This window comes from Tissierella simiarum, assembly GCF_018917865.1.
GTDB classification, from domain to species: domain Bacteria; phylum Bacillota; class Clostridia; order Tissierellales; family Tissierellaceae; genus Tissierella_C; species Tissierella_C simiarum.
The window spans coordinates 25,921-41,014 of record NZ_JAHLPM010000015.1; the positions used below are offsets into that span (position 1 = coordinate 25,921).

15 protein-coding genes and 1 other annotated feature are annotated in these 15,094 nt (G+C 30.3%); of the genes, 14 read left to right on the plus strand and 1 reads right to left on the minus strand.

The features are described from left to right. Positions 1-162 precede the first annotated feature (162 nt). The 11 genes from KQI42_RS15560 (at position 163) to KQI42_RS15610 (ending at position 10,335) form a co-directional block, all read left to right on the plus strand. Positions 163-495 (plus strand): hypothetical protein, encoded by a 333-nt coding sequence (locus KQI42_RS15560; protein WP_216521142.1) that lies wholly within the window; start codon positions 163-165, stop codon positions 493-495. Between the two features lie 284 nt (positions 496-779). After that, positions 780-1,247: a MarR family winged helix-turn-helix transcriptional regulator gene (locus tag KQI42_RS15565; protein ID WP_216521143.1), complete on the plus strand. Its 468-nt coding sequence runs from the start codon at positions 780-782 to the stop codon at positions 1,245-1,247. Positions 1,248-1,268: 21 nt separating this feature from the next. Then, positions 1,269-1,652: an FMN-binding protein gene (locus KQI42_RS15570; protein WP_216521144.1), complete on the plus strand. Its 384-nt coding sequence runs from the start codon at positions 1,269-1,271 to the stop codon at positions 1,650-1,652. Positions 1,653-1,665: 13 nt separating this feature from the next. Further along, on the plus strand, positions 1,666-2,199 hold the full coding sequence (locus KQI42_RS15575) for a flavodoxin domain-containing protein (RefSeq protein ID WP_216521145.1): 534 nt from the start codon (positions 1,666-1,668) through the stop codon (positions 2,197-2,199). A gap of 372 nt (positions 2,200-2,571) precedes the next feature. Further along, a complete protein-coding gene (locus KQI42_RS15580; RefSeq protein ID WP_216521146.1) occupies positions 2,572-3,537 on the plus strand; it encodes an ABC transporter permease in 966 nt (321 codons plus the stop codon). A 13-nt stretch (positions 3,538-3,550) separates the two neighbouring features. After that, complete coding sequence (locus KQI42_RS15585) at positions 3,551-4,393, plus strand: ABC transporter permease (RefSeq protein ID WP_343231703.1); 843 nt, start codon at positions 3,551-3,553, stop codon at positions 4,391-4,393. 11 nt (positions 4,394-4,404) lie between these two features. Beyond that, positions 4,405-5,376: an ABC transporter ATP-binding protein gene (locus KQI42_RS15590; protein WP_216521147.1), complete on the plus strand. Its 972-nt coding sequence runs from the start codon at positions 4,405-4,407 to the stop codon at positions 5,374-5,376. Beyond that, positions 5,369-6,355 carry an oligopeptide/dipeptide ABC transporter ATP-binding protein gene (locus KQI42_RS15595; protein ID WP_216521148.1) on the plus strand — a complete coding sequence of 329 codons (987 nt, stop codon included), beginning with the start codon at positions 5,369-5,371 and terminating at the stop codon, positions 6,353-6,355. Before KQI42_RS15590 ends, KQI42_RS15595 begins: the two co-directional genes overlap by 8 nt. 163 nt (positions 6,356-6,518) lie before the next feature. Next, complete coding sequence (locus KQI42_RS15600) at positions 6,519-8,123, plus strand: ABC transporter substrate-binding protein (protein WP_216521149.1); 1,605 nt, start codon at positions 6,519-6,521, stop codon at positions 8,121-8,123. Positions 8,124-8,477: 354 nt separating this feature from the next. Beyond that, positions 8,478-9,383: a LysR family transcriptional regulator gene (locus KQI42_RS15605; protein WP_216521150.1), complete on the plus strand. Its 906-nt coding sequence runs from the start codon at positions 8,478-8,480 to the stop codon at positions 9,381-9,383. A gap of 88 nt (positions 9,384-9,471) precedes the next feature. Then, positions 9,472-10,335 carry an NAD(P)H-dependent oxidoreductase gene (locus KQI42_RS15610; protein WP_216521151.1) on the plus strand — a complete coding sequence of 288 codons (864 nt, stop codon included), beginning with the start codon at positions 9,472-9,474 and terminating at the stop codon, positions 10,333-10,335. A 157-nt stretch (positions 10,336-10,492) separates the two neighbouring features. On the opposite strand, the gene KQI42_RS15615 is transcribed toward KQI42_RS15610, so the two are convergent. Continuing rightward, positions 10,493-11,704: a GNAT family N-acetyltransferase gene (locus tag KQI42_RS15615; protein WP_216521152.1), complete on the minus strand. Its 1,212-nt coding sequence runs from the start codon at positions 11,702-11,704 to the stop codon at positions 10,493-10,495. A 492-nt stretch (positions 11,705-12,196) separates the two neighbouring features. Here KQI42_RS15615 and KQI42_RS15620 point away from each other — a divergent pair, with 492 nt between their 5' ends. The 3 genes from KQI42_RS15620 (at position 12,197) to KQI42_RS15630 (ending at position 14,563) form a co-directional block, all read left to right on the plus strand. Beyond that, a complete protein-coding gene (locus tag KQI42_RS15620) occupies positions 12,197-12,706 on the plus strand; it encodes a GNAT family N-acetyltransferase (RefSeq protein ID WP_216521153.1) in 510 nt (169 codons plus the stop codon). Positions 12,707-13,008: 302 nt separating this feature from the next. Continuing rightward, on the plus strand, positions 13,009-13,449 hold the full coding sequence (hsp18, locus tag KQI42_RS15625; protein ID WP_216521154.1) for a heat shock protein Hsp18: 441 nt from the start codon (positions 13,009-13,011) through the stop codon (positions 13,447-13,449). A 283-nt stretch (positions 13,450-13,732) separates the two neighbouring features. Next, on the plus strand, positions 13,733-14,563 hold the full coding sequence (locus tag KQI42_RS15630; protein WP_216521155.1) for a sulfurtransferase: 831 nt from the start codon (positions 13,733-13,735) through the stop codon (positions 14,561-14,563). Positions 14,564-14,689: 126 nt separating this feature from the next. Further along, positions 14,690-14,948: a binding site (T-box leader), on the plus strand. Positions 14,949-15,094 lie beyond the last annotated feature (146 nt).

Below are 15,094 nucleotides of genomic sequence, written 5' to 3' on the forward strand. Positions count from 1 at the left end.
CATATTGCCCCATAATTTTACATAAAATACTTATAATTTATAGAAATGTAAAAACTTGATAAAATATTTTTATGTAGTATAATAGCAATTGGGTGATAGGGGGATTTATATTATTGCTAAACTTAAATAAGTATTAATTGTAGACATAAAAGGGGGATAATTATGAAAAAAACAAGAGTATTGGTATTAGTTTGTGTGTTTATTCTAAGTTTTACTTCAGTGGGATTTGCTGCTGAAGGAATAATGGTTGAGCCTGAAATTGAACAAGCATTACCAGAGCAGGAAAAACGTACAGAAATGGTGAAAGATTATGAAGTAATACACTATGTACTAGATAGACTTGGTGGATATGTTCCTGAATCGACACAAGTATATTATAAAGAAATAACATTTGAAAATGGTTATGAAATTGCTGATGTTCAACATGAAGTTGTAAGAGAAGGATACAATACAGATTTATTTTACGTTATGAAGTATAATTACAGAACTTATTAATACTTATTTTTGAGAGTATATAGTTTTAGCAATAATAGTTTATAAATATCCATAAAATTAGAAAACCAACCAGTTATATTAATATAATTGGTTGGTTTATTAGATTGTTGGTGAACATGATATATTTTTTTAGAAGGATTTCATAATATGTAAATACTTCTTAGAATTTCTTAAGGCAGTAAATAAGAATAATTATATTACATTGATATTTTTCATAATAAATAGTAAAATATAAAAAAGGGTAATATATTACCTTTTTTATATTTTGCTTATGGAGGTATAGTGTGAAGGATCTAAAGAAGATAGAAAATATAGATGAAAGATATCGTATTTTTGGCATGTTATTTCTACTTTCCACAAAACTAGAGACTATTGGAAACAGTTTTCTTGGTGAACTTACAACAAAGCAGTGGTTTTTCATGCTCACATTAACAAACTTTTTTGATACGCCACCTACACTTAGTCAATTAGCTGCTCAAATGGGAACTTCTCATCAAAATGCAAAACAACTTGCTGTTAAACTTCAAGACAAAGGGTTTTTAAAAATCGAAAGAGATGTACAAGATAACCGAATACTCCGACTTATTGTGACAAAAAAAATTCAAGAGTATGTAAGTATGCGGCAAGATAGAGATCATTATTTTATCGAGGAATTTTTTAAGGTGCTAACAAAGGGCGAAATTAAAAGCCTTGATGAGAGTCTACTTAAGCTATTAGACAACATCCAAGATATACATGAAAATTTACTTTGATTTGTAGGGGGTATTTCAAAGGTGGAAAAGAAAACTGTCATTGTGACTGTTCCATTAGTTTTAATAGGTGTACTTATATTAGTATGGATAATCATAAGTAGTACTATTGTGAAACGGGCGAATCAATTAGTTATTTCTAATGCAGAATTATTGGAAATTCATGATGGTATCTATACTAGAGAATATATACAATCACCTGTTAAGACTGTTGTTCAGGTTGAAGTAGAAAACCATCAAATATCAAAAATTGAGATTTTAGAGCATCAAAATGGATTAGGACAAAAAGCTGAGACGATTGTTGATGATGTACTTAACCAGCAGATTTTAAATGTAGATTCAATAACAGGAGAAACTGTGAGTAGTAAAGTTATACTTAAAGCAATAGAAAATGCTTTGAGTAAATAAATGGGGGGAATTTATGAACAAAATAGCAGTAATATACGAATCGAAATATGGTAGTACCCAAAAATATGCTCAGTGGATAGCAGAGGAAGTTAACGGAGATCTATTTCATTGTTCAAAAGTTAATGTTGAAAAGCTAATGCAATACAATGTAATTGTTTACGGAGGAGGACTTTATGCCAGTGGCATTGCAGGAGTATCTGTTATAACTAAAAATTTTGAGAGTATAAAAGATAAGAAAATAATAGTTTTTACGGTGGGACTTGCTTCAACTGATAGAAAAGAAATTTTTGCCCCAATTGTAGAGAAAAATTTCTCTGAGACAATGCGTAATAGTATAAAATTTTTTCATTTACGTGGTGGAATTAACTATAAAGAATTAAATTTAATACATAAACTTATGATGGCAATGCTTAAAACAGTAATTACTAGGAAAGCTCCCGACGAGATGACAGATGACGATAAGCAACTTTTAGCAACTTATGGAACTAAAGTGGATCTTACGAATAAGAATACAATAAAACTGTTGGTGGATTATGTTAAAAGTTAGATATAAATAAATTCTAAATAATAATTAATTCTAGCATATTTTATAAGATAATTATTTTAACACATAGAGATAAAGTGGCATATCGAATTTATAAATTCGATATGCCACTGTTTTTTATAGAGGGTATAGAGAAAATGTTCCAATGACATAATTTTAACATAGAAAAAATCTATTAATTAATTTTAGCTATTGATAAGTTCTATTTAACACATTAGAAATTAACTGTTATACTATTCATGGCAAAAGAATATGACAAAAATTTATCATATAATGATGAAATATGACTTTTGAATTAAAAAAAACAGAGAAATCATACTAAAGGCGGCAAAAGGCTAACATAGTTTGTTGTTTTTTATTTTAGGAGGAAATATAATGAAAGGTTACATAGGAAAACGTATTGCTACTGGAATTTTGACCATAATTTTTTCCTTTTGTTTTACTTTTTTTTTAATTAGGTATGCGCCTGGTAATCCTATAAAGGTTCTTGCAGGTACAGAAAATCCTAATCCAGAGCTTATAGAACATCTTACGGTTAAATATGGGTTAGACAAGCCTATTATAGTTCAGTTTACCAATTATATAAAGAATATATTAAAGGGAGATTTAGGATATTCCTATATGAGTAATGAACCAGTAATAAAATTAATTAAGGAGAAAATATTTCCTACACTTTTGCTTACTCTCACATCATCTATAATATCAGTTATAGTGGGAACCTTTCTTGGAGTACATGCTGCAAGAAAAGTAGGGTCCATATTCGATAGAATCATGTGTGGGATTTCTTATATTATTGACTCTACCCCTGGCTTTTGGTTGGGGTTAATTTTTATTATTATATTTGCATCTACCTTTAAGATTTTACCTACATCTGGTATGCATGATTTAAGAGCAGACAATGAAGGATTTGCACGTGTTTTAGATGTGATAAGACATATGATTTTACCTGTTGGGACTCTTTCAATACTTCAGATTCCATTATATTTTAGAATCTCAAGATCTTCGGTTTTGCAGACTATGTCTGAAGATTTTATTACAACATTAAGGGCTACAGGGATGAAGGAAAGTAGGATATTTAACAAATATGTATTGAAGAATGCAATAATTCCAACCATTACAATGTTTAGTCTATCCTTAGCATTTACTATTAGTGGGGTAGCACTTATTGAAATAGTTTTTGCGTGGCCTGGTATGGGAAGGCTTATAATGGAAGCAATTAAAAAAAGAGACTATCCTTTATTGACAGGAATATATTTAATAATTTCAATATGTGTTTGTGTAGCTATGATAGTTACTGACATTATATATGCACTAATAGATCCAAGAATTAGACTTGAATAAGGAGTTGTTTTATGTGAGAAAGGGTTTTAAAGACGCACTTAATAAAATAAATTCCATCAATGAACTTAAAATAGGAATAACTCTTTTGATAATATTGATTTTAATAGCAATCTTTGCACCATTAATTGCTACCCACGATCCATATGTCTTAAATGATGACATGGCTGCAAAGCCTTCATCAGAGTATATATTTGGTACTGATGGACTTGGTAGGGATGTATTTAGTATGGTAGTTTATGGATCTAGAACATCTTTAAAGGTAGGAATTATAGCGGCAGCTATATCTTCCATTATAGGAACTTTAGTAGGTGGAATTGCAGGATATATAGGCGGAAAGATAGATAAGGTGATTTCAGAGTTAATAAATATGTTTTTAATGTTGCCAACCTTTTTTTTAATATTAATAGTGATTGCGATTTATGGTAGTAGTTTAACTAATGTGATTATAGTTATAGGGTTAACAAGTTGGACAGGCACTGCACGACTTATGCGTGCTCAGGCAATATCTCTAAGAGAAAGAACATTTATAAAAAGTGCTAAAACTATTGGAGAAAGCAATATAGGAATATTATTTAAGCATATTATACCTAATGGAATTTTCCCGATTATAGCTGATTCTACTATGGCTGTATCATCAGCTATATTATCTGAGGCAGGTTTATCTTTTATAGGACTTGGAGATCCAAATGTTATAAGTTGGGGTCAAATAATTGCACATGGTAAGGACTATCTTCCTCGTAGTTGGTGGATATGTACATTTTCAGGAATTGCAATTATATGTACAGTTCTTTCTTTTTACTTAATCGGAGAAGGAATAAATTGTATATTAAATCCTAAGTTGAACAAGGCGAGTTAAGGGGAGATAAAATGTCATTGCTAGAAATAAAAAATTTAAATGTTAAATATAAAGTTGAAGGTAAAGAAATCAATGCAGTAAGAAATATTTCCCTAAATGTAGAGGCAAAGGATTCCATTGGAATAGTTGGAGAATCTGGTTCAGGGAAATCAACCCTTGCTATGGCAATTTTAAGGTTACTTCCAGAGAAAATAGTTGAAACTACAGGTGAAATTATATTTGATGGCATCAACCTATTGGAAATTAGTGAAAATAAATTAAGAAAAATAAGATGGAAAGATATTTCGGTTGTCTTTCAGAAGTCAATGAATTCTTTAAGTCCGGTTCATAAAATTGGATTTCAAATAAAGGATATATACAAAGTTCATGAGCCTAATGCAACTGATGAAGAGATTAAAGAAAAAGTATTGGAATTATTTAAGTTGGTGAACCTTGCAGATAGAGTATATGATCTTTATCCTCATGAGTTATCTGGCGGTATGATGCAAAGAGTTAGCATAGCCTTAAGCTTAATTTTTTATCCGAAGTTATTGATATTAGATGAAGCTACAACAGCACTCGATGTTGTTACACAAGGACAAATACTTGATGAAATTATGAAACTTCAGGAGAAGTTACATTTAACAAGGATAATGATTACCCATGATGTATCTGTAGTATCTTCAACTTGTAAGAAAGTTGCAGTAATGTATGCAGGCTATCTTCTTGAATTTGGATATGTATCGGATGTTCTTACTAAACCTAAGCACCCTTATACTCAAGGGCTTTTAAAATCATTTCCATCCTTTACAGGAGAAAGAAAGGATTTAAGAGGGATTAAAGGTTCTCTTCCAGACCTTAGCATTCTCCATGGCGGTTGTATATTTGCAGACAGATGTGAAGAAGCTACCAGCATATGTTTTAGAGAAAAACCAAAGATGGTTAAGTTTTCTGATAGCTGGAATGTGGCATGCCATTTAGTAGTAGGTGAAGATTATGAGTAGTTTAATAAGAGTAAATAATTTAGTTAAATGGTATTCTCAAAGAAGTGTAAATAAAAAATATATATTAGGGCATGGAGAAGGGATAATAAAAGCTATTGATGAAGTAAGTTTTTCTCTTGATAAAGGGGAAATCCTAGGGATAATAGGTGAATCAGGTTGTGGCAAATCTACTCTTGGAAGATTATTAGTTGCACTTGAAAAACCAACAGATGGAAGTATTGAATTTGAAGGACAGTCAATTGATAATATATTGAAACAAAATCCATTACAATTTAGACGGGATTGCCAAATGATTTTTCAAAATCCTTTTGATACTTTTGACCCAAGAAATAGCATTCAAAAAATTTTAACTACTGCTTTAAAGATACATAATATAGGGGCTTCAAAAGAAGAAAGAATAAATATTTGTATAAAATTTATGGAGGATTTAGGTATAAAACCAGCAGAGGATTATCTATATAGATATCCTCATGAGCTTTCTGGCGGACAACTTCAAAGAATATCCATAATTAGGTCTATGCTTTTAAATCCTAAACTCATTATTGCAGATGAAGCTGTATCCATGTTAGATGTGTCTGTTCGTGCAGATATAATAAATGTTTTGTTAAAGCTTGTAAAGGAACAAGAAACAGCAATGGTTTTTATAAGTCATGATATTTTAACTACTCATTATATATCAGATGTAATTGCAGTAATGTACTTAGGAAGAATAGTTGAAATAGGTAAAACAGATGATGTAATACATAATCCAAGGCATCCCTATACTAAAGTTTTAATTTCAAACTGTGCTTCTATAGATCCCCTTGAAAAGCGTAGTGTGATTAAAATTAGTGGAGAAGCCCCTACACCTATAAATACGGGGCCAGGTTGTTTTTTTTATCCACGATGTTATAGGGCGTGTGAAAAATGCAAAGAATCATATCCAATTATGATAGAAGTAGGAGATGAACACTATGCAAGTTGTTTTTACTTAGAGTAACAATAGGGGAATTCATATTTCTCTATAAATAATAAATATTAAAAATAATAGTTGGAGGTGACAGATCAAATAGAGGCTGCTTAGAATCTACTTTGAAAGTAGCCCATAATTTCTTGTTATATAACCAAAAAATAAAAATATAAAATAAATGGAGGGAAATTAGATGAGAAGAAAGTTATCTTTATTTCTTGTTATAGTTTTATGTTGTGGACTTTTTGCAGGCTGTGCAAAGGAAAACAAGGTTAATGAAACTGAAAAAGTAGAGGAAGCTAATACTGAATCAGATACAGCAGATACGCCAAAAGTAGGTGGAACATTTGTTGTAAGTATGGCACGTGAACCACAGACTTATAATCCTTGTGCTCAAGCTGATGATGCAGCTTATGTAATAATTCAAAATATGTTTAATAAACTCGTAAAAATCAATGGAGATGACAAGGTAATACCAGATATTGCTAAAGAATGGGAATACTCAGACGATGGAAAAACTTTAACTTTCCACCTTCAAGAAAATGTTAAATGGCATGATGGCGAAAAGTTTAGCTCAGAAGACGTAAAATGGACATTTGATCAGATTATAAAAGAAAAAGGATTCGCATCAGCATCTCTTGCAGGGGTAGAGGAAATTACATGTCCTGATGAAAATACAGTAGTATTTAAATTAGAGGCACCTAATTCAGGCTTATTAGGATATATTGCATGGTTTGGAACATATATAATGCCAAAGCATATATATGAAGGTACAGATTGGCTTCAAAATTCTGCAAATCAAAGTCCTATAGGAACAGGTCCATTTAAATTTGTAGAACATAAAAAAGGAGAAAGCATAACTATAGAAAGAAATGATGATTATTGGGGACATAAGCCATACTTGGACAAAATCGTATATACTATAATCCCAGATCAAAATACTGCATTTCAAGGATGGTTAAATGGAGAGATTGACGAAAGTAGAAATGGGGTGCCACTTAATGAAGCTCATAGTTTTGATGATGATCCAAATTATGTGGTAAAAGAAAAACTTTGGCCTAACAAATTATATATAAATTTCAACCTTAGAGAAGGAAAATTTGCTGACATAAAAGTTAGACAAGCAGTAGCTTATGGTATTGATAGAGATGAGATTTTTACTAAAGCATTAAAAGGAATAGGGCAAAAAGCAGAATATTTCATATCGCCAATTTATGATTGGGCGATAAATGAAGATGTAAAACTTCCAGAAAGAGATGTTGAGAAAGCAAGGGCTTTATTAGAAGAAGCAGGATATAAAGCAGATGAGAATGGAATATATTTCTCTACAACAATGGATCTTTTCCCAGGATTTGATGACGTGGCAGAAGTAATTAAGGCAAACTTTAAAGATATAGGAATAGATATGAAGATTAACGTAATGGATGACCCAGCTTATGACGAAAAAGTTTGGTTTGGACATGATTATGAAATAACAATGATTGGAGGATACCAAGGTCCTGATATATCAGCTATTTCAAGTCGTATTGAATCTAATGGGTCAATGAATATAGGAGGATATAATAATCCTAAAATAGATGAGCTTTTAAAACAGGGCTTAGTTTTAACAACAGAAGAAGAGAGAGCACCTATATATAAGGAAATACAAGAAATACTTGCAGAAGACCTTCCAGTTATATTTTATAGTGAAAAAGGAGCAAAACTAGTAGTTAAATCTTATGTAAAAGGTCACCCAGCAACAGAAGCTTCTGATAAAGCATCTGAAGCAGAATTTACTTATGTTTGGTTAGATAAATAATTTTAATAAAAATACTCCTAAGCCCACCCTTATACATAAATATAAGGGTGGGTAATGTTTTTTGCTAAGTTTTTATGACTTTCTTTAATGTAAGGATTAATATATAGTTAAGCAGAAGATACTTGGAGTTTTTATTTTTGTATTAACTATTGTAGTAAATTGAATAACTTATACAAGTCTTCCTCAGTAAAAATCTAATAGCCCCTGAGGAACATTTATTTTATCCATATATAAATTTAAGTGGTTTCGCGGTAAAAAATACATATAACAAGATTGTTGAAAAAACAACAATCTTGTTGTATATTAATTATAGTTTAAAATATATCAAAGATTACTAAGAAATAGAGGGAAGATATGAATTTTAATCAATTAAGGTATATAGTAGAAATAGTAGAAACAGGAAGTATATCAAAAGCTGCAAGTAACTTATTTATATCTCAACCTAATTTAAGTAATCAAATCACAAATTTAGAAAATGAAATAGGTAAAAAAATTTTTTATAGAAATAATAGAGGCGTAACTTTAACCTCTTATGGTATTGAGGTATATCATTACGCTAAGTCAATAGTAAAACAATTCGAAATTATTGAGAACAAACTTTTAACAAAATCAAATGAAAATAAGATAAAAATTGCTTCATTTGGTTCTGAAGTTATTAATTTTCAATTTTTTGAAGTTTGTAGGAGATATAATAATGAAAATTATGAATTTGAACTTTGTGAATCTGGAGTAGAGGAATCTATAGAAAAAGTAATTCAAAGAGATTGTGATATAGGGATTATAATTTATAGTGATTTCCAACGAAAAAAATTATTACAATATATAGCAGCAGAAGAATTAGAACTACAAGACCTTTTTGTTGGACAAATGAAAGTTCATATGAGTAAAAATCATAAAAAAAGCAAAATGAAGACTTTAAATAGGGATGATTTACAAGGGCTTTTTCATGTAAAAAAAACCTACCTATTTGAGGGAATGTTTAGTTTAAATTATGAAATGGAATATTTAGATATTCCTGATACAAATAAGACCATTTTAGTAAACGGAAATAAAACTTATAATGATGCATTACACAATTTACCATCCTTTGCAATCGAGATAGACTGGAAATGTAAGAAAAAAATCCACAGTGATTTAGCAAGGATTCCTTATGATGGAAAACGATTAGATATGACTTGTGCAATGGTAAAGAGGAAAAATGAAATATTAAAAGAAGAATTGCTCTTTTTTATTGATAAATTAATACAATCATATAGATAATAATTGTCTTAATACTATAATATTTTAATAGCTAAGTTAATAATTAAGCTATTTTAATATAATACAATAATTTACATAGGAGGAAAATATGAGAAAAAGAATATTAGCCGCTATCATGATTTTTTCTTTAGTTATTATTATGGCAGGATGTGCAAAGAGTGAAACTCCTGTAGTTAATAAGGAAAATGGACAAAAAGAGGAAAAAATAGATGGAGAAACATCTGCAACTGTTGATGGAAGTACATCAGCATCAATTGTACCAGAAGAATTAGTTCAAGAGTATAAACCAAAAGGTTTTACAGATGGAGATTCAAAGAAGGCGTTGTTTGTAGTAGGAGATCCAAGGAAGTATAGTGTAAACTATGATTTGGTAAATACAGCTATGAAATATTTTGAAGATAAAGGTATAGAAGTTGAATTAAGAGATTTATATGATTTAAAATTTAATCCTGTACTTTCATTAGAGAATTTCTATTATGCTAAGGATGGCTCAGGTGAACCAACTCCAGAAATTAAAAAAGAACAAGAATTTGTAACACAAGCAGATTATATTATATTCTGCTATCCAAATTGGCATGATACTCCAATATCAATAGTTAAGGGATATATGGAAACAGTATTTGCTAAACAATTTGCATATAGAGATACTGATAATGGTTTGGAAGGAATGCTTAAAGGTAAAAGTATTTATACTATAATGAATGCAGGTTTCCTAGGTGGTGGTAGAGGTTATATAGGAGACGGAGTAGGAATGAATGATGAAACTTGGGATGAATATATGAACGCCTTTAAAGTTTTAGATGAGGATACAGCTGGATTCTGGGGTGTTGAAAATAAAGGAAGATTTGTAAATGATAGAACACCGAAAAACAACTCTGAAAATTATGAAGAGGAAATAACAAAATTAAGGGAAGATTTAATTAAGAAGTTAGATAAAGATTTCTTTAATTAAATGTATAAGGCTTCTGTAATAGGGAGCCTTATTTTTTTGCGGATATTCGTATTTTTTATTATGGAGAATATGTAATTATTAAGAACTATACTACTTTTACTCCATTTATATTTAGTTCTCCATCCATTGCTGGATGCTGCAGGTTTAAATGACACAATTAAAAATAGTCTGAAAAATATGGGGTTTGCTGTTCAATGGCGTCCTCTAACATATCTATAATTTCTGCATTACATGAAATCCGACCAATTTTATGAAGATAATCCGGTCTTTTATAACCAAGCAGCATTGTTGTCAGCGTTTGAATGTTTATTCTTGAACTACTTCGTTCCTCAGCACGAATCACCTCTCCCTTTCCTTCAGGATGAATGCGAAGGGTAAATGTACCCTGATTCCATGATAGAAGGGGATCATCAAGTGTAAATGTCCATACACGTTCTTTATCATCAGGTTTAAAAGGATATTGAGAAATAAACTGTTTCAGATCGACAATACGTGCCATGAAATATGGTGCAATTGTTTCCTTGATATCAGCATCTTCTAGTAAAAATGCCAATGGCTCATCCATATAGATATTACCTACCACTTTTGAAATCATAGAAAAATGTGCATTGATAAAATTCCATAATCCACTCCTTGCTTCTTCATTAATAAATATCATATCTTTTATATGAAAGACTTCATCTGCTATCCAGTAAAGAACATATCCGTCTGGTTGTCGGTTTTCATTATAGTAAATTGCAGCAGTTAAATCGTCAGAATCCCATAGCCAGTATTCATTCCAAGCCAAATCGTTGCGTAGCATTGCTCCATGGGTTTGATAAGCAAAGCGCTCGTAAGCTGTTTTCAAATCATCACTACTGATGTCAACACGTTCAATATCTCCAGGAACTTGTTTGTTTTTGGGAAGCTGATAATCATTTACCTCAAATTTTATTTTATCTGAAATAATTTCCCATCCTTTTCTTCGATAGTATGGAATGGAATACGGATAAAGATAGGAAATTGACTGTTTTCTAGCTCGCATGTTTTCCAGTGCCTGGCATAGTAATTTGTGCATCAATCCTTGATTTGAATACTCTGGGAAAGTACCTACCCCAGTAAGTCCGCCCATTTCATATGTTTTGTTAAATATTCTTACTTGAAATGGGTAAACAGCCACTTGAGACACCAATTTTTCTCCATCAAACCAGCCCAAAACATCTGCCTGTTCTAGAACAGGGGATTTAGCACGGACTATGTCTTGTTCTTCCCATCCAACTTTGTGTAAGTCGTTATCGGTTACTTGAAACACATACCGTAACAATTGATTATATTGTTCTATATGTTTCACGCCAACTTTTCTCATTTTTAGCTGTTTTTTTCGGCTCATGGTTTTCCTCCTTTATAAAATTGCAAAATAATCAATAATGTTATCCTTACCTTAAAGACAAAAAAATATCCATGTGGTACACTCCTGTAAATAAATTAGCTGGTATAGAGTTTTCAATAAACTCTCTTTTTATCAATAAGATGACATTAAAAAGAATACATTATTGAACTTCAGCTTCTATTATAAGAATTAAATAGTTGAAATTGTATTGACAATATAGGAAATATATGTAATAATATCTGAAAGTGAGTATGCTTAAGCATTGATGTGTGAGCAGCATAGGGGCTACATAGAAGTCCTACACGAATGATCATAATCCTTCGGAGTCACTCTTACAGTGATTCTGGGGGATTTTTTTATAACGAATAGGAAAGGTTCTACTTTTTTCTTTTTTCAATGTAAGAACTTGTTCTGACCTAAATGAGTTTCAAGAAAAGCTACCTTGAAACGTTTCTTTAGAGGCTTTTTTTATATCTATGGAGGTGGACTATAATGTTGGATTTTACAATTAGACCAATCAAAACTGAAGATGCACCATACATTAATGAAATGAGAAGAATGGATGGTGTAAGGGAAAATACTTTAGGAATTATTAGTGAACGACTTACAAAGTCAGAGGATTTTATTAAAGGATTATCAGAAAATGCACACATGCTTGTTGCTGAAGTTGAAGAAGATGGTATGAAAAAAGTAGTAGGTATAATAGGTTTACATGTTAGTAAGAATCCAAGATTAAGACATTCTGCGGATATTGGTATTATGGTCAATACCGATTATCAGGGGAAAGGTATTGGAACAGCATTATTTAAAAAAATAATTGATATTGCAGATAATTGGCTTATGCTTGTAAGGCTTGAACTTACAGTCTTTGTTGATAACGATAAAGCTATAAAATTATATCAGTCTTTAGGGTTTCAAATAGAAGGAACAAAGAAGTATGCTGCCATTAGAAATGGAGTGTACACAGACGAATATTTAATGGCAAGATACAATTTAAAGTAGATAAGTTAATAGAAGTAGCTCCATAAAATATGAATGAAAAGTAGTCATTATTTCACTATTAAATTAAAAACTAACAATAATAATTGATTAGCATAAAAAGTAAACTGATAGATTGTACAGCATAATATAATATTACTAAGGATTATCAAAAATTTTATGCTGATTTTGCTACTTTAAAAGTAAAATAAAGAAAACAAAGGCTATAGTTATAACATGTTTCTAAAATGTATATTTTAAAAATTTCTGCTAAAACTTATTAATATAAATAGTCTTATATTAATTTTAGGGGAGGTAATTTAGAAATGTTTGATATGATACCTTTTAGAAAAAATAATTTAAGTAAGAGAGATGACTTTTTTTCACCGTTTTTAAAAAATTTCTTTGATGATGATTTCTTTTCAGTAATGAGCCATATGCAGGGAAATTTTAAGGTTGACTTAAAAGAAACAGATGAAAACTATTTAGTAGAAGCTGATCTACCTGGAATTAAAAAGGAAGCTATAGATATAGATTTTCATGATAATTATTTAGTGATTAGTGCAAAACGAGATGAATCTATGGAAGATAAAAAGGAGAATTATGTTAGACGTGAAAGACATTATGGTGAGTTTAAACGAAGTTTTTACGTAGATAATGTAGATGAAGATAAGATACAAGCTTCCTTTAATGATGGTGTTTTGAAAGTTGTCCTTCCAAAATTGACAAAAGGTAATGATAAAAAGAGAAAAATTGATATTAACTAGTTCTAAGTGCAGCTTTTAAAGCTGCACTTTTTATATAAAAACATGATTTAAGTTTCCTTAGACTTTTAGTTTAAGGAAATTTTTTATAGAAAATTGTTGATATAATATAAAAAAATATGATAGAAAATATTGATATATTTAACTATTTTATACCGTACAGTTTAAAATAGTTTTTTAAAAGAGTGATTTTAGAGTCCTCTTTTTTATATAGAGAATTTATATGAGAATAAGTTAATTTATAGGGGTATATAATTAATAAAAAATCAAATGTTATGGAGGCGTTATGAAAAATATTGTATCTCAAGAATGGTTAATAAATAATATGTCAAATGAAAACTTAATTATTTTAGATGTTAGAGCAGAATTAGACGATTCTGATTATGGTTTTAGGGAATACAAAAAAGGTCATATAAAGGGAGCCCAATTTGTTTCTCTTGAAGAGATTATGACCGGTGATTTGGGAGTTCACGGTGGTAGACATCCCTTGCCTGATATGAAGGAATTTATAAAGAATATGAAAAAACTAGGTATAAACGATGATTCCACAATAGTTATATACGATAATGGTGATTTAGCAATGGCTGGAAGGCTGTGGTGGCTATTGAAATACTCAGGAAAAGATAAAGTTTATATTTTAGCAGGTGGTATAAAGAACTGGCTTGATAATAATCTTGATGTGACTACTGAAATACCATATTTTAAAGAATCTGATTCATTAAGTCTAAATATAGACCATTCCATGGAAGTAGATATGAATTATGTTAAATCGGCTATTGATTCAAATAATATAGCAATAATTGATTCCAGAGCTTATGAAAGGTATTCTGGAGAAATTGAACCTATTGACAGGATATCAGGACATATTCCCAGTGCATTAAATTTTCCTTGGATGAATTTAGTAACTGATGGTAAAATAATGGATATAGAAGACATTGTAAACTATTTTGAACCTTTGAAAAATTATGAAGAGATAATTGTTCATTGTGGTTCAGGTATTACAGGAACAGTTAATCTTTTATTTATGGAAGAGGTTGGACTAAAACCAAAGTTTTACGTTGGAGGATACAGTGACTGGGTTAGTTATGAGGATAATATTGTAATACAAGAGAAATAGAAGATGATTTAAAAGTTTGATTAGCAAAGATACCTTTCATATCATTATATGCAATAACATTATCATAAGTTAAAATAAAATTATTGACTTTATAAGCGAATTGTATTATAATTCAGAAAAATAAGAATAAATTCTATGCGTAGAAGTAGTAGTTAAATGAGTGTAGTTTTAGCGAGTCGGAGTTGGTGAAAGTCCGATACTAGACTGTTAATGAATGGATCTACAAGAAACTTAGTGAAGTGAATTAATTCAAAATAGCTAACGTCGGGGGTTTCCCGTTATAGAAATAGGATATAGGGTTATATACTTTGTATCTTTAGGAGAGATTATCTAATTGATAGTCTAATAAAGGTGGTACCACGGAAATATGTCTTTCGTCCTTTTTATGAGGAGCGAAAGACTTTTTTATATGGTTTATTAATAGTATTTTTAGTACTATTTAAAATAATTGGAAGGGTGGTGAATAGTATGTTGTGAACAGAAGAAAGTGACTGGAAATACAAAATAATAAAACAGAAAAAGGAGAGAATT